This is a genomic window from Paenibacillus sp. HWE-109 (genome assembly GCF_022163125.1).
Classification (GTDB): domain Bacteria; phylum Bacillota; class Bacilli; order Paenibacillales; family NBRC-103111; genus Paenibacillus_E.
On the sequence record NZ_CP091881.1, the window covers coordinates 657,477 to 681,949 of the forward strand.

At 44.3% G+C, this 24,473-nt stretch carries 16 protein-coding genes; 12 read left to right on the plus strand and 4 right to left on the minus strand.

Features of this window, described 5'->3' with window-relative positions; all coding sequences use genetic code 11:
• Nucleotides 1-57 precede the first annotated feature (57 nt).
• From LOZ80_RS02850 to LOZ80_RS02860, 3 genes are read left to right on the plus strand one after another with little or no spacing between them, the layout of a single operon-like run.
• Complete coding sequence (locus tag LOZ80_RS02850) at nucleotides 58-1,008, plus strand: ABC transporter permease (RefSeq protein WP_238170006.1); 951 nt, start codon at nucleotides 58-60, stop codon at nucleotides 1,006-1,008.
• Nucleotides 1,009-1,010: 2 nt separating this feature from the next.
• Complete coding sequence (locus tag LOZ80_RS02855) at nucleotides 1,011-1,922, plus strand: carbohydrate ABC transporter permease (RefSeq protein ID WP_238170007.1); 912 nt, start codon at nucleotides 1,011-1,013, stop codon at nucleotides 1,920-1,922.
• A 16-nt stretch (nucleotides 1,923-1,938) separates the two neighbouring features.
• On the plus strand, nucleotides 1,939-2,742 hold the full coding sequence (locus tag LOZ80_RS02860) for a polysaccharide deacetylase family protein (RefSeq protein WP_238170008.1): 804 nt from the start codon (nucleotides 1,939-1,941) through the stop codon (nucleotides 2,740-2,742).
• A 78-nt stretch (nucleotides 2,743-2,820) separates the two neighbouring features.
• Here LOZ80_RS02860 and LOZ80_RS02865 read toward each other — a convergent pair whose 3' ends face one another.
• The 3 genes from LOZ80_RS02865 to LOZ80_RS02875 all read right to left on the minus strand — a co-directional run bounded on the left by LOZ80_RS02865 (nucleotide 2,821) and on the right by LOZ80_RS02875 (nucleotide 6,056).
• On the minus strand, nucleotides 2,821-3,660 hold the full coding sequence (locus LOZ80_RS02865; protein ID WP_238170009.1) for a carbohydrate ABC transporter permease: 840 nt from the start codon (nucleotides 3,658-3,660) through the stop codon (nucleotides 2,821-2,823).
• An 11-nt stretch (nucleotides 3,661-3,671) separates the two neighbouring features.
• Nucleotides 3,672-4,610, minus strand: a complete 939-nt coding sequence (locus tag LOZ80_RS02870) for a carbohydrate ABC transporter permease (protein ID WP_238170010.1) — start codon at nucleotides 4,608-4,610, stop codon at nucleotides 3,672-3,674.
• A gap of 87 nt (nucleotides 4,611-4,697) precedes the next feature.
• Nucleotides 4,698-6,056: an ABC transporter substrate-binding protein gene (locus LOZ80_RS02875; RefSeq protein WP_238170011.1), complete on the minus strand. Its 1,359-nt coding sequence runs from the start codon at nucleotides 6,054-6,056 to the stop codon at nucleotides 4,698-4,700.
• Between the two features lie 177 nt (nucleotides 6,057-6,233).
• On the opposite strand from LOZ80_RS02875, the gene LOZ80_RS02880 reads away from it, so the two are divergent.
• From LOZ80_RS02880 to LOZ80_RS02915, 8 genes are all read left to right on the plus strand, one after another.
• Nucleotides 6,234-8,033, plus strand: a complete 1,800-nt coding sequence (locus tag LOZ80_RS02880; protein ID WP_238170012.1) for a sensor histidine kinase — start codon at nucleotides 6,234-6,236, stop codon at nucleotides 8,031-8,033.
• Nucleotides 8,014-9,633, plus strand: a complete 1,620-nt coding sequence (locus LOZ80_RS02885; protein ID WP_238170013.1) for a response regulator — start codon at nucleotides 8,014-8,016, stop codon at nucleotides 9,631-9,633. Before LOZ80_RS02880 ends, LOZ80_RS02885 begins: the two co-directional genes overlap by 20 nt.
• Nucleotides 9,634-9,678: 45 nt before the next feature.
• Entirely contained in the window at nucleotides 9,679-12,003 is a 2,325-nt protein-coding gene (locus LOZ80_RS02890) for a helix-turn-helix domain-containing protein (RefSeq protein ID WP_238170014.1), read from the plus strand.
• Between the two features lie 181 nt (nucleotides 12,004-12,184).
• Complete coding sequence (locus LOZ80_RS02895) at nucleotides 12,185-12,610, plus strand: hypothetical protein (RefSeq protein ID WP_238170015.1); 426 nt, start codon at nucleotides 12,185-12,187, stop codon at nucleotides 12,608-12,610.
• Nucleotides 12,611-12,795: 185 nt separating this feature from the next.
• Nucleotides 12,796-13,653 carry a carbohydrate ABC transporter permease gene (locus LOZ80_RS02900; RefSeq protein WP_238170016.1) on the plus strand — a complete coding sequence of 286 codons (858 nt, stop codon included), beginning with the start codon at nucleotides 12,796-12,798 and terminating at the stop codon, nucleotides 13,651-13,653.
• Between the two features lie 55 nt (nucleotides 13,654-13,708).
• Nucleotides 13,709-15,304 (plus strand): extracellular solute-binding protein, encoded by a 1,596-nt coding sequence (locus LOZ80_RS02905; RefSeq protein ID WP_238170017.1) that lies wholly within the window; start codon nucleotides 13,709-13,711, stop codon nucleotides 15,302-15,304.
• A gap of 99 nt (nucleotides 15,305-15,403) precedes the next feature.
• Complete coding sequence (locus LOZ80_RS02910) at nucleotides 15,404-20,482, plus strand: CBM96 family carbohydrate-binding protein (protein ID WP_238170018.1); 5,079 nt, start codon at nucleotides 15,404-15,406, stop codon at nucleotides 20,480-20,482.
• A 94-nt stretch (nucleotides 20,483-20,576) separates the two neighbouring features.
• Nucleotides 20,577-22,436 (plus strand): cellulase family glycosylhydrolase, encoded by a 1,860-nt coding sequence (locus LOZ80_RS02915; RefSeq protein WP_238170019.1) that lies wholly within the window; start codon nucleotides 20,577-20,579, stop codon nucleotides 22,434-22,436.
• A 29-nt stretch (nucleotides 22,437-22,465) separates the two neighbouring features.
• Here the strand turns inward: LOZ80_RS02915 and LOZ80_RS02920 are convergent, their stop codons facing one another.
• Nucleotides 22,466-23,332: an AraC family transcriptional regulator gene (locus LOZ80_RS02920; RefSeq protein ID WP_238170020.1), complete on the minus strand. Its 867-nt coding sequence runs from the start codon at nucleotides 23,330-23,332 to the stop codon at nucleotides 22,466-22,468.
• 168 nt (nucleotides 23,333-23,500) lie between these two features.
• Between LOZ80_RS02920 and LOZ80_RS02925 the strand changes: the two genes are divergently transcribed.
• Nucleotides 23,501-24,463 carry an N-acetylneuraminate lyase gene (locus LOZ80_RS02925; protein WP_238170021.1) on the plus strand — a complete coding sequence of 321 codons (963 nt, stop codon included), beginning with the start codon at nucleotides 23,501-23,503 and terminating at the stop codon, nucleotides 24,461-24,463.
• The last annotated feature ends 10 nt before the right edge of the window (nucleotides 24,464-24,473 follow it).

The window sequence follows — 24,473 nt, forward strand, 5'->3', positions numbered from 1 at the left end:
GAACATGGGAGATTTGTCGGAGACAAATCTCCCCACTTTTTAGAAAGGCGGAGGAACATGGCTATCTCAGTTGAAACATCACTCATTAAAGCAAAAACATCCCGAGCTGTAAAGTGGAAAAAAGTAAAAAAAATGAAAATGTTATATTTTCTTTTGCTGTTGCCTGTCGTGCATCTTGCTATTTTTCATTATGCGCCGATGTATGGCGTTATTATTGCTTTTAAGGATTTTAAGGCTGGGCTTGGCATTTGGGACAGCCCTTGGAATAATTTTGAACACTTTAAGAATATGTTTCATGATTTCGTATTTATAAGAGCACTCCGAAATACAGTCATCATCAGTGTTCTGCGGCTTGTGGTAGGCTTTACGTTCCCAATCATCTTCGCGCTGCTGATCAACGAAATTATGCACAATAAATTCAAGAGGACCGTACAAAGTATTTCGTATTTACCGCATTTCATGTCTTGGGTCATTATTGCCAGCATGGTCGTTGAGGTCTTTTCCCCACAGCGGGGGGTAGTCAATTACATCATTACCTTATTCGGCGGAACACCGATCAACTTTTTATCCAGTAAAACTTATTTTATCCCTCTTCTGCTTATTTCCGATGCCTGGAAGGAAGTGGGCTGGGCGTCGATTCTGTATCTGGCTTCGATATCCTCGATTTCACCGGAGATCTATGAAGCGGCGGAATCAGACGGGGCTAACCGTTTTCACAAGATGATTTATATTACACTGCCATCGCTTATACCTGTGATCACGATTTTATTTCTACTTCGTTTGGGTCACATTTTATCCGGCGGGTTTGATCAAATTCTTAACTTGTATAGTCCGTTGGTCTATGAAGTTGGAGATATTATCGATACCTACGTGTACCGGGCGGGTCTCGTCGAATTTAGATTAGATTATTCCGCTGCAGTCGGATTGTTCAAAAACGTGGTGGGGGTTGTTCTGCTCGTCACAGTGAATCAGATTGTGCGTAAATTCAACGACTATGGGGTGTGGTGAACATGAGGCAAGTACAGCAAAGAGCAGGCAGAATCCGCGTCAGACTCCAACCCGGTTGGTGGTTTGTTGGTCTAAACAGCATGTTTATGGTTATTTTTTCATTGGTCATCCTCTATCCGTTCTGGCAGGTGGTGGTGTTATCTTTCTCCGACGGAAGAGAAGCGACTACGCTCGGTTTCCATTTCTGGCCAAATAACTGGTCCCTTGAAGCTTATCGGTATTTGCTCTCCTCTGGGGAGATCGTTCGGCCCTATATGAACTCGATTTTACGTACCGCCTTCGGGACTGTATTGGAGGTTTTATTTACCATATTGGCCGCTTATCCGCTTGCCAAGAAAGAACTTCCTTTTCGCGGGGGGCTTACCACTTATTTCATCATCCCTATGTTTTTCAGCGGGGGGTTAATCCCGACTTATCTGATCATTCGTAGTTTGGGGCTGCTCGACAACTTTCTAGTTCTCATCATTCCGGGGGCCGTTGCCATTTTCAGTATCATTATCATGCGAAATTATTTTATGTCCCTGGATACAGCAATGGAGGAATCCGCCGTGATCGACGGAGCCGGTTATTTGACGCTTCTGTTTAGAATCATTTTGCCGGTTTCGACGCCTGTACTGGCTACCATAGCCCTTTGGGCTGCAGTCGAGCATTGGAATGCATGGTTTGATGCCATTGTTTATATTCGGAACCGCAATTTGACGGTTATACAAGTGATTATGCGTGAAATGCTGGCATCAATCAGCGAACAAAGCAATGATTTGATGTTAAATAATAATGCGCAGCAAGCACAACTTGCGATGAGCAACGTCCGCTCTGGCATTGCGCTGCTTTCGATAGGCCCCATCATATTAATATATCCATGGATGCAAAAATATTTCATTAAAGGAGCTATGATTGGTTCCGTAAAAGGTTGAAAATTGGAGGGATGGTATGCGTATTCGTTTTGATCTATTTCCCGGTGGAAAGAGCAGAGCTCTAACGCTAAGTTATGATGATGGACGGGAATTCGACCGGAGAATGGTTCGTATTTTAAATGATTTCGACATCCGGGGGACATTTCACTTGAATTCCGGACTTTTGGGGAAACCAGGTTATTTGGAGCGTTCGGAAGTGAAAGATTTATTTAGCGGGCATGAGGTGTCAACTCATACGGTCAGCCATCCATTTCTGAGTTTGTCTCCAAAGGAAAGAATTGCCGATGAGATCTTGCAGGATCGCAAAGAGTTGGAGCATCTAGCCGAATATCCCGTAAAGGGGTTGTCATACCCTCATGGCTCTTGGAACAAAGAGGTTGTGTCGCTGCTTCCCGCACTGGGAGTGGAATATGCTAGAACCACGAATAATCATGGCGGCTTTGACATGCCGGAGGATTTTTTATTGTGGTCCCCTACTTGCCATCATCGCGATATGCTGGAATTGGGCCAAAAGTTTCTCGATGATCGACCGCGTCATCCTCGCATGTCACTGTTATATGTATGGGGTCACAGCTATGAATTTAATAACAATCAAAACTGGGAGCAGCTTGAGCGATTTGGTGAATTGATCGGTCGCCGTCCCGATATTTGGTATGCAACCAATATTGAAATCGTGCTGTACATAAAAGCATTGCGTCAATTGCGGTTTACCGTTTCAGGAGAGTGGGTTCATAATCCTTCCGCCTTGTCCGTGTGGTTCAGCTTGGAAGGACAAGCCGTTGAAATAAAGCCGGGAGAAACAAAAAGACTATTCGTGTGAAATAGATGTTTGTGATAGAAACTTTGAAACGAGTGTTAAAGGTTACAAACCTTTTTAACACTCGTTATTGTGTAGAAATTATCCTTTAACACTTCCGGCGGTTAAGCCTTCAATGAGAAATTTCTGAATGATAGCAAAGATCAGAATAATTGGAAGGATGATAATCACACCACTGGCCAGAATGCCTCCCCAATTGGTCGAACCCATGCTTTCCATCACCTCGGCGATGCCAACCTGGACAGTTTTCGCAGAAAGGGAGTTCGTTAATATAAGCGAGTATTGGTAATCGTTCCAACCAAGAATAAAGGAATAGAGGCTAATGGCGACTAACCCGGGCAAAGCAAGGGGAATCACAACAACAAATAATGTTTTTAGTTTCGATGCGCCATCCATATAGGCCGCTTCTTCCAAATCGATCGGGATTGTTTTGAAAAAACCGCTCATGATCCAGACGCCAACAGGAATTGTCATTGTACAATAAATCATGACAAGTATTGTTTTGGTATTCAAAAGCGACATCGAGGATGCAAACTTATACCATGGAATCATAATCATTGGTCCTTGAATCATCTGCGCCAATACGAGCAGTACGAATATGAATTTGATCCCTGGAACTTTATATCTGGCTAAACCATAACCGCTGATACAAGCTATCAAACCCGTTAAAAACGCGGTAATCGCACATGTGATCAAAGAGTTGGACAACAGTTTTCCAAGCTGGATCCCTTTTTTCCCTAGAGCCCATGTATAACTATCCAAGGTAAAAGATGATACCCACCAAGTCGGTTTAGAGGCAAATATGGCTTCGTCGCTCTTGAATGAAGTATCCAAAAGCCAGAGAAAAGGTACCAAGGTAAAAACTAATAATAGAAACAAAATCGTGTATTTCCATATTCTCATCAAGTAAGTTTCTCTCATGTTCTCGCCCCTTAACTATTATCTTTACCAAACAATCTTGCATAAACAAATACCATAATCAACACAATCAGCATCGATAAAGTTCCAATAGCAGCGCCTTTACCTAAATCTAAATAAACGAATGCATGGGTGTATAAATAGGTCGGCAAAATACTGGTTGTATAACCCGGTCCACCATTGGTCAATGCCCAGATCATTTCGAACTTCGTCCAAGAAGCGATAAGTGAAACCATGCCGGTGACATACATGATGGGTTTTAACGAAGGTAGTGTGACATAACGGAATCTCTGCCAATTGGTCGCTCCGTCAATTTCTGCTGCTTCCTTCATCTCACTGGATATTCCCTGTAGTGCGGATAGGAGCATTAAAGTAACATACGGGAACCCTTTCCAAGTGGAAGTGAGCAGCAATGATGGCCACACCCAAAATTCGTTCCCAAGCCAAACGATGTTGTCTTGAAGCAGATGCAGCAGCTTTAAATAATAATTGAGCAACCCATATTGTCCGTCATAAATCCATTTCCAAATGATGCCGATCACAACAACAGGAGAAACCCATGGAACCATAACTAACCCACGCCAAAGGCCCCTGAGGCGAAGCTTCTGATTTAGGATAAGTGCAGCAGGAACGGCTATAAGAAATTGGAGCAATGTTGAACCAATAACCCAAACAAGGCTATTTCTAAGAATAAACCAGAAATGATCATCATTCACAATCAACTCTTTATAGTTGTTCAAGCCCGTAAATTGCATGCCACCGCCATGAAGCAGTGAGTATTTGAAGAAACTGAGACGAATCGTATCGAACAACGGATAAAATTGAAACAAGGCTACATATAGTACGACTGGCGCAAGCAGCAAATAGCCGAAAGCATACCGTTTGATAAGGGAACGGTGATGTTTATTTCTTAAGGCAATAGAAGAAGCATGTTGTTTGATTGGCGTGTCCATAGGTGAACTACCTCCTTTATAAGAGTAAAAAAACGGGGAACAGCGACTTTAAAATCCTGTCGGTTCCCCGATGCATGCTAACAAACGTTATTTGAACTTATCTTTTATTTTATTGATCCCATCTTTGATCGCCGTGTAGGTTTCTTCCGTATTCGTTTTTCCCGTGAGGAGCTTCGTCATATTATCTTGCACAAGCGTCTCCATCTCGGGTTGCCCGACGATGGTAGCCATGGGTACACCATTGTTGACAAGAATTTGGTTAAAGTCTTGTAAAATTCGCTTGTGACCATCAATGGCTTTTGGGTAAACTTTTTCAGCCTTCTTGACGATCTCATCCAAATTAGCATTTTTGATAGCGGTAACGTTGACTACTGCTGCTTCTGACGTATTGAACTCGGAAGAGGACCACTCTTCGATTAGCTTCCATGCGACATCTTTATTTTTGCTGCCTTTGAACATGCCTATCCCAACGCTCGATACCGGTGCTTGCGCCTTGTCCCCGGAAGGTCCTTTCGGATAAGGAATCGCTCTGGTTACCTTAATGATATCCGGATTGATGCTGTACACATTAGCGGAAAAGTAGGTTCCTGCAGCAACCATGCCCACTTCTCCGTTACTAAACGATCGCCACATTTCCGGATAGCCCCAAGTGAAATGTGCTTTAGGCTCAAAAGCTTCTAGTTTTTTGAAGTGATCCAGTGTCTCGATATATTTTTTCTTTGCTGCTTCCGATGTATCGCTGAGCAGAAGCCCATTGCTATATGCGGCAGTGAAAGGAACTCTGAAAGCAAACCGAGCTACGCCCATTGGATATCCAAAGCCGTATTTATCGCCTTTAGTCATGAGTTGTGCTGCTTTTTCCACGTTTTCCCATGTTTTTAATTCTTCAACTTTCATGCCGGCTTCGTTCAACATTTGTTCATTTACCATGAGGGTAAAGGAGTTGGCAAGATTCGGAATGGAATAGATTTTATCTCCTTTGGACCCATATTCCAGTGTGCCTGGTAGAAAATCATCTTTTTTCAATGCTGCGCCTTGTTTATTGATATAGGGAGAAATATCCTCCAATCCATCCAGCTGCACAAGGTTGGTGACGTCTTGGGTCATCGTCAAATCCGGATAGTCTGCAGATGATAGCATAATAGGTAACTTCTTCTCCATATCCTGCCAGGATAAGAACATGTACTCAATGTTGACGTTAGGATACTTTTCCTTCATTTTTGTTTTAAATTGATCGGCTAACTCTTTTTCTGCCTCTGATGTCCCCGGATAGACGAAACGTATATCCGCTTTCACGGTTTTCCAATCGATTTCTTTCGTTGTTGCTGCCGGAGTTGTGTTCGGTGCACTCTTGTCCTCTTTGTTAGAACTGCAGCCTGTCAACGCTACACTTACCAGTACTACGAAGCTGATTAGGATCGATGCAGGCTTTTTTAACTGTTTCATGTTTACCCCTCCTTGATGATTTGGATACAAATTTATCGTAAATGTTCTCGAATTTTATTACAATGTGACGATTTTAAGGATTAGTGGACTTATTCAAGCAAGTGGGGAATGGCTATACCTTAGACGTTTGTAAAGCTTTATAATGCTAGTAATTAACATAAGTGAGGAGAAAACAGGATGCTTCAATTCAAAACATTGCAAACAAAAATGCTTGTTTCCTTCATTTTGCTCGTGCTTATTCCCGTCATTGGCCTTGGCAGCTTTTCTTACTACATAGCAACTCGTTTTTTGGAGAAACAGACGATGCAGAATCAAGTGCAAATCATCCGGCTTATTGCCGACAATATTAAACATATGCTGGATGATGCCACCGATCTCTCTTCCTTTATTGTGGGGAACGAAACCATTCAATCGCTGCTAAGCCAAACTGCTCCTTCGTATATTGGAGATCCACAAAAGACAATTTTCAATTATTTATCTAATTTAAAACAAGTTAAAAAGTATATATCATTTATTGTTTTGTATGGAGAAAATGACTTTATGTTTAAGGATTTCTCGGAATTTTTCAGGCAGGTGGTACCCTATGAAGAATTTAAAGAATCCCCATTATATATGGCTACGGCTGCGCGTAACGGCCAGTCTAACTTGGATTATTCGGGCTCGTCTCTGTTTATATACGCACATAATTACAATGATATCGTACTAGGCAGACGTATTTTAAGTTTGTATGATGCAGACAAAAAGTTGGGCATGTTTTTTCTTGGAATTAATCGGGATGCCATAAGAGATGCCATCCAAGACGTCCAGATCAGTCGGACGACCAATCTGCTTCTCTTCGACGACAATTATCGACTCGTTGCAAGTAAGTTGGATGATAAAGAAATGAGCAAGCATTTTAAAGACAATGTGAACGGAATTAAAAACCTGCTTCAGCCCAATCAAACATGGATCTATGAAATAGGAAATAAAAAATACTTAGCTGCGAACACGTCCATTGAGATATATCGATGGCATGTTGTGAGCCTTACTCCGATGGAAGACATCCAAAAGCAATATGGCATTGTGCTCAGCAGCACGATCATATTGTCGTTCTCACTCCTGCTAGTTGCGATTGTGATGTCTATATTGCTTTCCAAAGGCATTACACTGCCTATTAAGAAATTGCTTCGGTCTATGAACAATTTTAAACGAGGGGACTTTAATCAAAAGGTTCCTGTGGAGTCGAAAGATGAAATCGGGCTGCTCACGCAAAAGTATAATGAAATGGTCGCCCAATTGAATGAGCTAATTCAGAAAGTCTATATCAGTCAAACGAATCAGAAAATGATTGAATTGAAAACACTTCAAGCACAGATTGAGCCGCATTTCCTGTACAATACGTTGGATTACATTTTCTTTAGTTCAAAAATCAACGGGGATAACCAAACGGCTAAAGTCGTTCAATCGTTAAGCGAATTGTTCCGGCTTTCGCTGAATAAGGGTGAAGATTACTACAAATTAGAAAATGAAATGAATCAAATCAAAGCCTATATCAATATTCAACATGCACGTTTCCCTAGTCGATTCACTCCCATTTATCATATCGATTCCACTATTGGCCATTTTATTACGTTGAAGCTTCTTCTCCAACCTATTGTGGAAAATGCTATCTTACACGCGTTCGAACCGCCAACGGATCGCCAAGGAGTTCTTTTGATTCGTTCTTATGTTCAAGGAAGCGATATTGTTTGGATCGTTCAGGACAATGGTAATGGAATGAATCCAGATCAGGTGGAACAACTGTTGTACATACCAGTACGAAGTAAAGGCGGTTATGGCTTGCGAAATGTGAATGAACGGTTGCAGATGATGTTTGGTCCTGAATATGCCCTGCAAATCAACAGTATTCCTGATATCGGCACCACTGTGATTGTAAGAATTCCAATCATCGAAAATGAAACACAATGGGGGAAACTATATGAAAGTCATGGTCATTGATGATGAAGCGATCGTCATAAAAGGATTGAGCATGTTAATCCCATGGGAGGAATACGGTTTTGAATGGCTTCCGCCAGCTGAAAATGGGAGGAAGGCCTTGGAGCAAATTGCATGCATAATGCCCCATTTGATTATAGTGGATTGCCAAATGCCAATCATGGGGGGCGTGGAATTGCTTGCAGAAATTCGCAATCGGAAATGGTCAATGAAATCCATCATTCTCAGCGGCCATGATGAATTTGACTATGTCAGACAAGCGCTTCAGCTTGGAGCTTCTGATTACCTTCTTAAACCGCCGGACACGGATATGCTGTTAAAAGTGCTCATTAAGATCAAAAAGGAATGGGAGGAAGAAAATCAACGAAACCGTCAACTACAGGAAAATATGCCTCTAATCCGTGACAGGTTTTTAAGAAACTTACTGGAAGGAGCTCGACTCAATGAGAAGTTGTTTATGGAGAAAACTGCTTACCTGAAGGTTCCATTGACCGTGGAGCCTTTCCGAATAGTCCTGCTGCAAATCGAGCAGGATCCCGAAACTCTCAGGAATTATAATTATGAAGATCAACAGCTGATGAATTTCGCTATCCAGAACATTGCTGAGGAGACGCTGCAACGATGGGAGAATAAATGCATTTTTCTGGAGATATCGGGACAATTTGTGATGATTATTAATATGTCATTCACTATGGAGGAACTTCGCCGGGACCTGCGGCATTTGGTGATAAATATAAAGCAAACATTAAAATACTTTATTACCGTCGGAATCTCAGCCCAAAACGAACAATTGGTTCTCGAAGGGAAGATGGCCTATGAACAGGCCCAAATGGCTTTGGAATATAAATATTATACCGGACCGAACGAAGTCATTTTTATTGACGACGTAGATTGGGAAATGTCAAAGAGCAAGAGAAAGAACGATGGACGGGAGTCTTTGATAACTGAAGCGTCTACCGCTGAAGAAATATCAACTGCTTATGAACGGCTGCGAATGGCACTTAAGATAGGCAATCTTCAGGAATTAGAGGATTGGATGCACTCATTTTTCAATGAACTGCAAGAGAAGGAGATTACGATTCCATTAACGAAAACGGAAAGTCTGCAAGCCATGATATATGGCGCCAGCGTTATTTCCGAATTGCATCCCAAGATGCAATTGGATCATCTATTGACGGCTGAGCAAATTCAATACGTTGTAGCCGCTGCTACCTTGCAGGAGCTTAGTCAAATCTGCAAAACGTTTCTTCGTTATTTGCTCCAGTTGACCGTTGATTTGCGAAAATCCGGTAGGAATAACGTTGTGGAAGCTGCTAAAACTATGCTAGAAACCAAATATGCAAGTAACCTTTCTTTGGATACCATTGCCAAGGAGGTTTTTGTGTCGCCTGTCTATCTAAGCTTTTTGTTTAAACAGGTCGAAGGCATAAATTTAACTGACTATGTAACCCAGGTTCGGATGGATAAAGCTAAGGAACTGCTGCTCGGCTCTAATCTCAAAACCTATGAAATCGCCAATAAAGTGGGGTACCAAGACGAAAAATATTTTAGTCGGCTTTTCAAGAAGAAGATCGGGATGACTCCTACTGAATTCCGTCAATAAGACTTGCGATATAAAGCGAGTGATTGTAATAGAGAGGGGTAGTCTATGAGATTCAGCATTTCAGGAAAGGTCATGTTTGTTTACAGTTTGGTTTTCATAACGATTATTTTTTTATCTTTTTGGCTGTCTTATGCGGGTACCGTAGGACGATTGGAGCAGGATCTGAAGAATACACATATTGCTTTGTTGAAGCAAATTGATGATAAAATCGAGATCGTGTTTCGTCAAACGGAGAAAGATTTGCTCAATATGTCGCAGGAGTTAGAGTATGTATATTTTATGTATGACAGTTACGATGATGCAGCTCAGAAATATTCGAATTTTTTTGGATTATCAAACAAACTGAAAACGGTTGTGCACACGAATGAACTGTTTGCTTCCATATTCCTTTTTTCAGATGTAAGCGGCGACATACTGACTGATAAAACATATATGAAGAGAAGTGACTCGGAAGACAACTGGTTGGCTACTTATATAAAGATGAAAGGGCATTCAAAATGGCTGACTACTCATAAAGTATGGGATGGCGAAAAAGAACAGGATGTCGTGACGTTGATTCGATCCTATCCATCCATCAGCAGCCCGGAATATCGTAAGGGACTTGTTGCCATCAATATCAGTGAAGATGTTCTTTATCGGATGATCAAGGATGTGTATGAAGAAGACCAAGGTGGACATACCTTCATCATCGATGATCAAGCAAACATTGTGACTCATGACGACGCAACGCAATTGTATAAGAACTTGGGGGACATTTCCTATATTCAACAGATTCTGAGCCATAACGGAAGCGGACATTTCACAGTGAAAATGGAGGGAATTGAGCAATCGATATTTTATACGGCCTCTACATATACGAGGTGGCGAATTGTCAGCGTTATTCCCAAATCTAACGTATATCAGCCTTTGGAGTCTACACGGAGTCTAATGATTGCGTTTGCCATCGGTATGGTTCTTTTAGCTCTAAGTGTTCTTTTTTACGTAAACCGTCGGACCTTTAAGCCCTTGGATCGATTAGTCGGGAAAATGTCAGGAGCGTTCAAGCCAGTCCATCCTGAAGAGAAGCCGATGAGAAGTGCTGTTGGGCTGGGTTACTTAGAAACGGTATTCGACCAAATGTTTGTAGACCGTGAACAACTAGAGAAGCAGGTCCGGGATTCCAAGCCAGTATTGAAATGGAGAATCATCTTGGACATGCTGTCCGGCTATAGAACAGAGTATGCATCCGTGCGCCATCATCTGGAATTTACTGGAATACACTTGTTCTCTGAACGGTTTATCGTGTGTACAGCCGAGATCGGTAAGGAGGGCGGCGTCAGCCCGAAGGATGAAACCTTGTATACGTATGTGTTATGCAACGTTGCGGAAGAGTTGATGAATATGGAAAATTCGGGGGTTGCTGTTGATTTGGGAGCGGGTTTCGCTGCCATCGTTTTTAGCTTTGCAGAAGGAGATATGGAACAAAACCATCTGCGTGCATTGTCCGTCCTCGAGTTGGTTTTGGATGTCATGAAGAGGCAATTCGGGCTTCAGGTGACCATTGGTGTAGGAAGGTGCTATCAGGATATGAAGGATATCCCCATATCGTACGACGAGTCGCAAAAAGCCCTGCAATACAAAATGGTCATCGGCAGTCATTCGGTCATTTCTATTGAAGATTTGCTGGGGCATGATAATCAGGACTACTACCGCATGATAAAGATGACGGATCGAATCGTAGAAGCATTAAAGCAGACAGAACACGAGAAATTAGAGGGATATATAACGGAATTGTTTCAAGAAGCGGTAAACGGCAGCTTATCTCCCGATTTGATAAGGCAGCTCTCCTACGATTTGATTATGAAATCATTGCAGGTCGTTGCTTCGATCGGCATAAATACGGAGGAATCGCTTGAAGAGATGGGGAATCTCCACCAACGGATTCATCAATGCGACAATTGGCAGGATGCGCAGCAGATCGTCAAAACCGTACTTGAAGGATTAGCGGGGAAAATTGAGGGGAAACGCAGTCAACGGGGAAGCAATAAGACAATTGACAGGTTGTTGCCTTACATTCGAGATCATTATCGTGAGAGTGAATTTTCTCTCGAGTTGCTGTCCGAAAAGTTTCAATTAAATCCGTCATATGTAAGCAAGCTGTTCAAAGAATATATGGAGAAAAACTTCATTGATTATTTGATTGAGATCCGGATCAATGCTTCCAAGGAACTGCTTGCTGTTAAGAACCGCAAGATTAATGATATCGCAGAATGGGTTGGGTATACAAATACACGTAGCTACCTTCGGGCTTTCAAAAAATATACGGGCATGACGCCCACCGAATATCGGGAGTGGGTGCTCGGAGGTGAAGCAAACTCTGCGTCGGAGTAAGTCTCAAGGAGCAAAAACCCAAGATAAAGGTACCACCCTAAAGAAATGTAACCAGGCAATATACAAAAAAAGGCATATACCTCATAACACGTCTGTTTCCTTCTCTTGTCACCTCTCCTACAATCAAACTGTAACCGAACGAAAGGTTTGACAAAAAGACTTAACGAGAGGGTGAATCGATATGAAGGCTAGACTCCCGGCAACAGAATTGCGGACCGGGAAGCAAAGGGTTGAAGCGAGAACGTTTAGGCAGTCGATTTGGAGAAGGATGATGCAGGATAAACATTTGTATATGATGCTCCTGCCCGTGATCAGCTTTTATCTGCTGTTCAAATTCGCTCCAATGATCGGAGAAATCATTGCTTTTAAGAATTATAGGTTCGCGGACGGTGTATTCGGAAGCCAGTGGGTTGGATTTAAGCATTTTCAAATGATTTTTGCCAGCCCTGACTTTTGGCGGATATTACGAAACACACTCGTACTTAACTTATACAGTCTCGTTTTTGGATTCCCAATCCCGGTTGTCCTTGCTCTTCTGCTCAATGAAGTCCGCAGGAAATGGTACAAAAGCTACAAAACAATTCCGTACTTGATGTTGCGGATGTAATTAGCACCTATGTGTATAGGGTAGGTTTGCAGAATATGAGCTACAGCTATACAACGGCGATCGGACTGTTTCAATCGGCCATAGGCCTGATCCTGATCGTTGGCGTTAACCGGATGATTCGAATGACCGGGGAACGGGGGCTATGGTAAGCAATGAGTATAACGAGCAAAGGGAGTCTAACTCGATTGGCAAGTATAAGTATGTACCTCATTCTCGGCTCAATCTCATTAATGACCCTGTTCCCGTTCTGGTACGAAATTGTGGCATCCTTCAGCAGCAGCAGGGCGATTAATTCCGGCGAAGTTTTCTTATGGCCGATCGAGTTTAATATAGTCGCCTATGAACGTTTGTTTGACGATGGTCAGTTATTCGTAGCCATGCGCAACACGGTTGTTGTCACGATAGTCGGAACGGTGCTTAATATGATCATGACGATTCTGGCAGCCTATCCGCTTTCTAGACAGAGACTTCTTGGTCGAAACGCGCTGCTGATGATGATCACGGTTACGATGTTGTTTGTCGCCGGCCTTATTCCCAACTTTATCCTCATCAAAATGTTGGGGTTAATGAACTCCTATTGGGCCGTCTGGCTGCCTGGATTGATTAGTACTTACAACATGTTTGTGATGAAAACATTCATGGAAGGGCTGCCGGAGGAAATTGAAGAGTCTGCAGCGATGGATGGCGCTGGTGATTGGCGAATATTAATGCAGATTTTTATCCCGCTCTGCAAGCCTATTTTGGCTGCATTATCTTTGTTCTATGCCGTTAATTGGTGGAACAGCTACTTTAACGTGATGCTCTATATCACAAAGTCGACCAAATTGACTGTTATGGTGAAGCTGTATCAGATGGTTAACAAGGTGGACGAGAATTTATTAAACAATATTGGAGGAAATGATGCCGTGGAACGAATTTTGCTTACTCCGGAAGCGATTAAAGCAGCGGCTGTTGTCATTGCCGTGTTGCCGATTCTGTGCGTATATCCATTCCTCCAGAAATATTTTGTCAAAGGTGTTTTGATCGGATCGGTCAAAGGTTGATATCCGAGCGAACTTGCTCTTGATATAAATATTATACATGTAAGGGGATGAAAGAATGAGCAAGTTGAAACAAGCGGGAAAAGCTGTCCTCGCTGTTACCATGTCTTTAACAATGCTTGCCGCATGTAGTTCCAATGATACTTCTTCGGTACAGTCTTCAGTTTCACCCGGCTCCACCACCGTTCCAAGCACGGGACCTAAGAAGGAAATCAGCGTATCGATGTTTGATCGCGGTGCAGTGCCCACGGAGGAAGGCACTTATGAAAACAATCGGTGGACAAAGTGGATCAACGAGAAATCTCCTGTAAATGTCAAATGGGTTCCCGTTACCCGGAGCCAGGCGCAGCCCAAATTGAACGCCCTTATCGCTTCCGGTGAAGCACCTGATTTGATCTGGGAATATGACCGAAATTACATCAGCCAGTTGGCCAATCAAGGCGTAATTCAGCCGATCGGCGATTATATCAACAAATACAGCACGACGTATAAAGCATATCTGGAGAAACACCCGGAGCTTAAGCCTTATCTGAACGTCAACGGTCAAACGTATGCGGTTTCGTTCGCCCGAGATACGGTCGCCAATCACGGCATGTGGATTCGTCAGGACTGGCTGGATAAGCTAGGTCTAAAGACTCCGACTACGGCAGAGGAATTTCTCGATGTTGCTCGCAAATTTAGAGACGGTGATCCAGACGGCAATGGTAAAGCGGATACCGTACCGATTTCATTAAGCAATAGCGGCATCGGTATTCTGCGCGCTTTATTTTTCACCCAGGAAAATCAGTGGTATGTGGAAGGCGGCAAGCTGGAATACGGCAGGCTCCTTGACCGTTATGCGGATTCGCTTGCATTCCAGAAGCAGCTCTTTGACGAAGGGCTTATCGACAAAGAATATATTACAGACACTAATTTTCAGCGATCAAGCCAGTTGTTGACGACCGGTAAAGCAGGCATATATTTGGGCCAATGGGGTGCGGGGAGTACGGATAACGCCTATCGCGACTTGCTGAAAAATGTGCCAGATGCGAAGTTGACTCCGCTTGAATCGGTCAGTACTAAGTATGGCAAGGACGGCTTATATCAGGAAGCGCCACCGAGCGTATTTACGGTATTTAACAGCAAGATGAAGGAAGACCAGATCAAATCGGCGATCCAATTTATAGACTGGATGCTGAAGGATGGATGGGTACCTCTCAAGTATGGGGAGGAGAACGTACATTATAAAACAGTTGATGGCGCTCGGCAGACAATTAATCAGGACAAATTTATCAAGGAAGTCAGTTATGCTGGCGAATACGCGCTCATGATCGATTCGATGATGACACCCAAATTAATCATAGACATGGCGGCGAAGGATGAGATATCCCAGAACTATGCCAAGTTGAAGGCGAAATCGCTCGAATTGACGATGAAGAATACATACCGGAGGGATATACCGTACAGCCCAGATATTCCTGAACTAACCCAGTTGATCGCTACGTTCTCACCGATCGCTGTTCAGATTGAAACGAAAGTGGTTACCGGTGGGAAGTCCATAACAGCCCAGGATGGACTGAACGACCTTCGCAAAGAATGGAAGCGCCTCGGCGGAGATAACGTAGATAAACAGGTTCAGGATTGGTATCAGAAGAACAAGAACAATTTTAAATAACAATCTGTACCGAAATTGGCAAGTACTTTTTCCGGATGTTCATCATGTCTGGAGAAAGCGCTTGGCTGCTATATTAAAACAACAATATGAGGTGAGTAAATGTTAAAAAAGATGCAATTGAAAATAACGAGTATGGTTTTAGCCTTTTCAATGACAGCTGCTTTGCTCCAAGGTTTTGTTGCTCCGCTCGTACCCTTTGCAAACGATAAAATGTCAGCTTTAGCTGCGGCATCTAATCCAGTTATCTCACAATTAAATCCGAGCGAAGACACCTATGTCAGAAATGGAGGGAATGCGAATACTAACTTTGGATCCTCTACAACACTAGGTGTAAAGAGTTTTGATGCAGATATCAATATTAACAGACAAGCTTTCATGAAATATGATTTAAGCCCTTTTGCAGGTGAGATCGGATCGGCTAAGTTAAAGATATATGCCATTGATACGGAGAATTCAACGATCGGCGTTCAATTATTTGGCATGGAAGACGATGCATGGAAAGGAAACACGGTAACTTGGAATACTAAGCCTATTCCCGAACATTATATAGCCAATATAAATGTAGGCAAAACAGCGAGCTGGTACGAAATCGATGTGACGGCATTTGTGAAAAAGCAAAAGGCGTTGGATCAAACGGTAAGTTTCGCGTTTTTGGAGCAGGCGGCAAAAGGCCATGCTGTGAGCATCAACAGCGTGGAGAATACGGAGAACCGTCCGTATCTGGAGATTTCCGCTGATCGAGTTAATGCAAGCGCTCCCAATTGGCCGTCTGGGGGATCCGTTAACATTTCGGATGTAAGTGCAACAGGCCTGCAATTGAACTGGTCGGCGGCTGCAGACCCAGCGGGCGTGGCCAGCTATACCATTTATCAAAACGGAAACGTCATCGGAACGGTTGGCGGATCGGTAACCTCGTATACGGTGACAGGATTGCAGGTCGGACAAAAGGTTACGTTCAAGGTAGAAGCCGGTAATGCCCTGAATCAATGGAGTAACGACGGGCCTTATGTGACCGTAACGTTGCCCAACCCGAAACAGACGGTTATTCTGCCACTCGAGGACACCTATGTCCGGGGCGGAGGGAACGCGAATGATAACTATGGAACAGCTGCGTTGCTAGGCGTGAAGAATTTTGATGCAGACGCCAATTTAAACAGGCAAACGTATATGAAATATGATTTGAATTATTTTGCTAGCGAGATCGCCTCTGCCAAATTAAAGATCTATGCCATTGATACTGAGAATTCGACAATTGGTGTCCAAGTATTTGGTATGGAGGACGATTCATGGAAAGCAAACACGGTAACTTGGAATACGAAGCCAGCTATTGATACTTACATGGCCAATGTCGATGTAGGCAAAACAGCGGGCTGGTATGAAATCGATGTGACTGCTTTTGTGAAAAGGCAAAAGGCGTTGGATCAGAAGGTCAGTTTTGCATTCTTGGAGCAAGCTGCACAAGGTCATGCTGTGCAAATTAACAGCATGGAAAACACGGTGAACCGGCCGTATCTGGAACTTTCCACAGATCGACTAAATGCAAACGCTCCCAATTGGCCGTCCGGAGGAAGCCTCACCGTCTCGAATCCCAATGAAACGGGCTTGCAATTAAACTGGTCGGCTGCGGCGGACCCTGTAGGCGTAACTGGTTATAAAATCTATCAAAACGGAGTCCTCCTGGGGACGGTTGCCGGTACTGCAAGCTCTTATACGGTTACGGGGCTGCAAATCGATCAAAAGTACACGTTTAAGGTCGAGGCCGTGAACGGTTTGAATCAATGGAGCACGGATGGCCCTTTTATTACAACGATACTGCCATCCACCAAACTGGTACAGCTTCGTCCGGGCAATGTGTTTGTTAATAATGAAGCTATTCAGTTTAAGATAATAACCACAAGACCAAACGTATCGTGGGCAGTCTATGATTATCAAGGAGTAGCGGTTTCTGAAGGGATCAGTCCGGTTGTTCAGGGCGAGGCCATTTTGACGGTTCCTTTTACAACGTTCGGTTATTTCACTCTACAAATTAAGGTCCAATCGAACATCAGCGATCCCGTTTCCATTAAAACCCCGTTTGCCATGCTTTCTCCCTTAGATCAATCGGGGCATGAGAATTCTCCGTTCGGGATGGCTACCCATCTGCACCGTATCCCGCCGTCAGATGCGGCTAATATGATAAAAATGATGAAATATGCCGGAATCGATATGGTTCGGGACGGCAGAGAATGGAACGGTATTGAAAAGCAAAAGGGTTCATACACCTTTTCTCCTTCTCCTGATGATTACATGGCAAAGTTGAATGATGATCATTTTGATTTCACGTTTGTTTCCGGGTTCAACAACCCGTTTTACGATAACAATAGCACCCCCTATACCGATGAGGGCCGTGAAGGATTCGCCAATTATGTGAAAGCGTATACGGATCGTTACGATGGCCAGCTTGATGCCGTCGAGGTTTTCAACGAATTCAACGGAAGCTTCGGGGACAGAGGAAACGGTCCGGCAGATTCCAAACCGGAAAACTATTTTCCATTGCTGAAAAAAACATATGAAACAGTCAAGGCTGCGCATCCTGACATGCCTGTCGTGGGCATGGTCATGGCTATCGACTTGAATTGGATGGAGAAAGTATTCCAGCTTGGGGGCATGCAATATTTGGATGTGATTTCCGTTCATCCTTATGTATATCCCGGTGAGCCGGAGCGATTGGAAAGTCAAATTAAAGGCTTGCAGGACTTGATTCGGACCTACAATAATGGGCAGCTGAAACCGATCTGGATCTCCGAGACAGGCTGGCCGACGCAACTGGACAGTCGCGGAGTGGATGAACAGAAGCAGGCGAACTACCTGATTCGGGGTTACGTCGTTTCAATCGCGAACGGCATCGATAAAATCATGTGGTACGATTTTATGAACGATGGTGTTCAGCTCAATTATAACGAAGATAATTTCGGCATCATCCGTAATCCGAATGATAAACTGGGCGCTTACACGCCTAAGCCTGCCTACGCGGCTTATGCGACCATGTCAAGATCACTTGGCGGCGCACAGTTCGTAAGTAAGGATTCGACGGATCCTGACATCCGAAGTTACGTTTTTGAAAAGAACGGTGAACAAATAAGAGCTTTGTGGGCAGTAGGTTCGTCGGTCCCGGCTGTTATTCATACCACCAATTCGATCCAAATCACGGATATGATGGGAAATACAGAAACTTACGTCCCTTATAATGGGAATGTGTATGTGACAATAAACGATGAGCCGTTTTTTATAAAAGGGCATATTTCCGGAGTCGAAAAGGATTCCACGTTCTCCCTGCATGGAGATCCCACTCGGGTTGGTGATCCGGTCAAGCTGACATTGGAAACCGATAATACAACATTTGCACCATACTCATTTAACTTGAAGGTTGAAGGCGAGTCATATCCGGTATTTGCCGAGGGTGGTCATAAGGTTACCCAAATGCTGACCTTCTCGAATTTGAATGAACCCGGAGTTCGCTTGGTTAAGGGTTACTTGATGAAAGGGAATGACAAGATCGGCATGATAAGGAGTGCGGTTACAGCTCTCCTGTCCTATGAAGTCAAGGTTCGTCCCATTTTTGCCGACGTAGATACGATGACCAAAACGCTTCAAATTCAGATCAACAATCTTTCTGCCACCAAAGGATTGCAAGTTAAGAAAGTCGAATGGAAGTTCGGTACGCAATCGGGAACGAAGGAATTGCATGCTGTGGTTCAGTCCAGTTCCGCAGATGTATTTGATATTCCGCTTACCGGTTACGGTCTTGGGGTAACCAATGCGCTTAAAGTCACAGTCTACTTTGATGAATTCGATCCGTTCACTTATGAAGGAACGGCTGAATTTAACCCCATTATGCAAGGGACAGTAAACGTTGGCGGAGGGCTCGATCCAGAAACTGCAGCCGCTTCCTCCACAATCGACCTGTCCAAGGGGACGGTCAAGATGACAGGTTATCAAGGCGCAAGTGATTTAAGCGGGAAATTTTGGCTTAACTTCGATTCGAATCGTCTGTATATCACAGCCAGGGTCAAAGATAACACCATGACTGCACCCTTTACTGGAGCGGACATTTATAAAAATGACAGCTTTCAATTCGCAATTTCGAACGGACTCCCGGGAGAGAGTCTCAGTTGGTATGAATACGGGATTTCCCAAACGCCAAACGGTCCGCAAATTTATCGCTGGATTACACCTCCGGGAGTAAGTAAAGGGTTGGTGACAAATGGCGATCTTGTCGTGACGAGAGATGAAAATCAGCACGAAACGATTTACGAGTTGGCGCTTCCTTGGTCGGAATTAACGCCGATTAAAGCTGAAAAGAACGGGGTCATCAGCTTCTCTTTATTGGTTAATGACAATGATGGTAATGGTAGGAAAGGGTGGATCGAATGGGGAGGCGGGATCGGCGACGGCAAATTGTCCAATAAATTTCGTTCCATGCAGTGGGTCGTAACAGATGATACCCCGCCAACTACTTTTGCTGCGCTTGCCGGAACGAAGCATAACGATTGGTACGTATCTGATGTCCAAGTTAACCTGAGTTCCACAGATGATCGGTCCGGCGTGACAGAGTCTGTGTATAGTTTGAATGGCGGTGCCACATGGCAGCCATACACGCAGGAACTAAGATTTGCAGAAGATGGACCACACACCTTGTTATACCGCTCAACCGATGCTGCAGGAAATGTGGAGCAAGCCAAGTCGGTTACTTTCACAATTGATCAGACGTCCCCAATCGTACAGATCTCCGGCGTTGGCACGTTTACTGTCGATCAGAATGTGAAGATAGCATGTTCGGCTGCGGATAGTGTGTCGGGCATCGTATACAGCAATTGCGACGGGCTGCTGGTTGATAGTCCTGCCTATATGCTGGGACTGGGCACACATCAGGTATCGGCCACTGCAGAGGATGCAGCAGGTCATACTACAATCGAAACATCAAGCTACACGATTCAAGTGACAGGGGACAGCTTAATGATATTAACACAGCGATTCGTAACCGGTGCTGGATCGAACGGAGTGATCAACTCGCTTGTCAAAAAGCTGGAACATACGCAGTATGGCGCTTATGTGAACGAGATATCAGCGCAAAAAGGAAAACGGATTCCGAACGGGTTGGCAGACATCTTGATTGAACTTGCCCACGCGCTAGAATGACGGCCTGCCCCGGTTAGGAAGATAATTCTGACCGGGGCTTTCCTTATATATGGCGGTCCAAAATTTATTTTCAAATTGAATGGAGGGATTTAATATGTTTCGGAGGGGAATTGGGGTTTTCTTGATAATTTGTCTTGCAGCCATCATCGGTTTACCGCTTAACCAAGCCAATGCCATCGATGCCGACTACTTCGGGGTAAATGACCCTTTGCAACGCTACACAACGGATTACACGACGGAAATCAATCAAATCGCCGATTCCCAAATTCAGTGGATCCGCATTTCCCCGGAATGGGGCAGGATTGAAACAGCCAAAGGTGTGTATGACACGGCCTACTTGAATCATTTGGATAGTATGGTCAATCAGTTGACCGCAAAGGGCGTCCATATCGTCTGGATCTTATGTTATACCGCACCTTGGGCTTCCTCCATGCCAGGGCTTCCTTCACCGGATATAGCCAGGTATAAACCGGCTAATTGGGGGGATTGGGAAAGCTATGTCAATTTTATTACCACGAGATATCAAGGGGAAATCAACTATTGGGAGGTTTGGAATGAGCAGGACTCATCGGGATTCTGGAAGAGCAGTATTAACGATTACAACACCCTTCTGCAGAAGGCTTATAACTGTGTCAAAGCGACTGATTCATCCAATACCGTATTAATGGGGGGATTGGCTCTTTCAAGTTATGGCCTAGGTACATGGTTCGATACGTTGTTGAGCAAGGGAGCAGGGAGCTATTTCGACATCATCAATTACCATGCATACGGTTCATCTCCGCTTCTGGTCAGTAAGTATAACGGGATGATGGACATCGTTAATAAGTACAGTGCGACCATGGGAAGCAAGCCTATCTGGATCACGGAAACCGGTTATTCTTCGATGGGAATCAGTGAATACCAAAAAGCCGACTACGCAGATCAAGTGTACGCGATGAATAAACGATGGCCTAATGTCGCCAAAGTATTTTGGTACAATTACAGAGATACAGATACGAGCAATGTTAAAGAGGATAATTTCGGTCTGGTCGCTAAAGATTTATCACCGTTAAAGGCTTTGTACCATTTCCAAGCGTTGAACGGTGCCGAAAGCTTCTTCGGAGCACAAGTGGAAAGTGCGCTCACGTTATTTATGAACACGGCTCCAGCAGACAGCGGAGTAACGAGCTATGGATCTTATATCCAGATTTCTCCCAATAAATACGCTTATTTTCGGTTGAATGATCAGTGGCTTTACGACACGAACGAGGGGCTCGATACAACGGCTGCTATAGAAGTGACATACCTAGACAGCGGGGCCGGTTCATGGCAGCTTCAATACGATGGTCAAGGGGGAGCCTATACAACAATGGCTAAAGTATATATAGGCAATTCAGGTCAATGGAAAACCAAAACGTTTACCCTAAACGACATTAAATTCGCCAACAGGCAAAATAGTTATTCCGATTTTCGTATTTATGCAGATAACAATGGGATAAAATCCTTTAGCAAGGTAACGGTTAGGAAACAAAGCAACCGTGCGAAAGTCATCATGAAAAATGTCAACAACTACACGTTGATGGAACAATTTCAATCGAGTGATCCAACCAAGGAACCGTTTACGACGGTGGAGACAATCGGCGGTGTGGAGGCGCGTAAAATATCGGGTGACAATAAATATTTATATTTTCAGGTATCCGACGGATTCGCCCGAACAGGTGATACACAGTTGTCAATCAAGATTTCGTATTATGATTCCGGAACCGACAACATATTGATCCAGTACAATGCGCTTAACGCTATATACAAACCATTACAAATTGTTAAAACAGGCACCAATACATGGAAGGAAGCTGCATTTACAATAACGGACGCTAATTTTAGAAACTTGCAGAATAATGCCAGCGATTTGCGGATCGGCAATTATTACGACGGAAGTGACGAGTACATTCGGTCGGTGGAAGTAATAAAGTGATTTTCATAGTAGCCTTTTTCAACAGAGATTTAGCGCTCTCGCCCTTGCTGCTCCCGGTAATCGCGCGGCGACATTCCCTTCGTGCGATGAAAGGAGCGGGAGAACGTGGGATAGGAAGAGAAACCGGATTCATAGGCGATCTGCGAGATCGGCAAATCCGAGGAAATGAGCAGGCTGCAAGCGTGTCGGATCCGAAGCTCATGAAGGAAATCGATGAAATGGATGCCGAATTCGCTTCCGAACTGCGTGCTGAGTTGTGTCGGATGTATTTGAAACTGCTCGGACAATGATGTCAGCGATAATGGTTCAAGATAATGGTCGTAAACATACTGAACAATAGGCCAGATGCTCTTGGAAGTTTTTTGGCGTTGCCTTTCGATCCACTTTCCGTATGTCTTGTCGCTGCCCCGAACGAACAGTGCCAATGCTTCGAGCAGCAGCGCTCGCAGCATGATCGGTTTCCAGGCTTTCGACGATTCGTATTCCCGGTACAACCGTTCCCATAGCAGCAGCCCTTCCTCGAAATCTTGGTCCTCCAATCGGATATGCGTTGATCTGGGATTGTCGCTGCCAATTAGAAGCTCGTACACGCCCCAGGCCGATTCAGGGCCCGCAGTGAGCAACTTCATATCGAAATTACAAATATACATCTGTAGTGTCTCGCCGGGGGTGGCATCATATTCGTGAATCTGGTAAGGCAGCAGAAGAACGACTGTGCCGGGCTGCAAGTTATGCTCGGTACCGTTGATGCGTTCCTTGCCCGTCCCTTCAAGCACGAATGATAATTCGATAAAGTCGTGGCGATGGGACGGGACCGAGGTGTACTTCTTTTTTTTTATATAAAAAGGAAAGTCTGTTTCGACATTCGGATATTCGAACAAGTACTGCGGGTACATGGCACCTTTGCCTCCCTTCCGTTCTAGTTTCATTATAATTGAGACGGTTTCATAAAGAAATGAGAGCTTTAATAAAAAAATGAGAAACGCGTCGCCTTGCCTGGCGCTACAATACAATCATCACGATTCACAACAAGCGCTATGGCGCCAATAGGAGGAAGTAACGGGATGACCACTAACAATGAAACTACAAACAATGAAAAACGATCTGCGTTTCGCGGTATTTTTACGGCGCTGCTGACACCGATGCATGAGGATGGCGCAATCGATTTCGAATCTTTGGCAAATCTGGTGGAGCATCAAATTGGTCAGGGCATTCATGGATTTTATGTGGGGGGAAGCACTGGGGAAGGATTTATTTTGACAAGTGATGAGCGGGAACAAATATTGGAGACGGTCGTCAGGACAGCAGGGGGGCGGGTTACAATTATTGCGCACGTAGGCTGCATCAGCACGCTGGAATCGATCAGACTTGCCAAACACGCGGAAGAGCAAGGCGTCGAAGCAGTATCGGCTGTCGTTCCGTTCTACTACAAGGTGACGATGAAAGAAATCCGAGAGCATTACGAGGCTATTATGGCTGCGGTTCCTCTACCGATGATCGTCTACCATTTCCCCGGAGCGACAGGGGTCAGCTTGTCCATGGACTTCTACGAGCAGATGAGCCGCAATTCGCAATGTATTGGAGTGAAATTCACGTCGCTGAATTTGTTTGAGATGCAGCAGATTCGGGCAAGATGCGGTAGTGAATTCCTGATTTTCAATGGACATGACGAGATCTATTCGGGAGGCGCTTATGCGGGGGCGGACGGTGCCATCGGAAGTACGTTCAATATGATGCCCGGCTTGTTCGTGCAGATGAATAAGCTGATCGCGGCAGAAGAGCGGCCTCATATGCCAACGCTGCAGGCGATGCAATCCGAGGCCAACGAGGTGATCGCGCATATGATCCAATTCGATGTCATCCCCTATGAGAAATATATGCTTTACTTGCAGGGAGTTATCTCATCATGGGCCGTCCGCCAGCCGCTTAAACGGTTTACCGTGAAAGAATGTGAACAAATCAGAGTATTCTACATAGAGAGTAACGTGCTGTGTCGTCACCGGAGCAATACGAGCATCGGACATTAGGAGGAGTTTG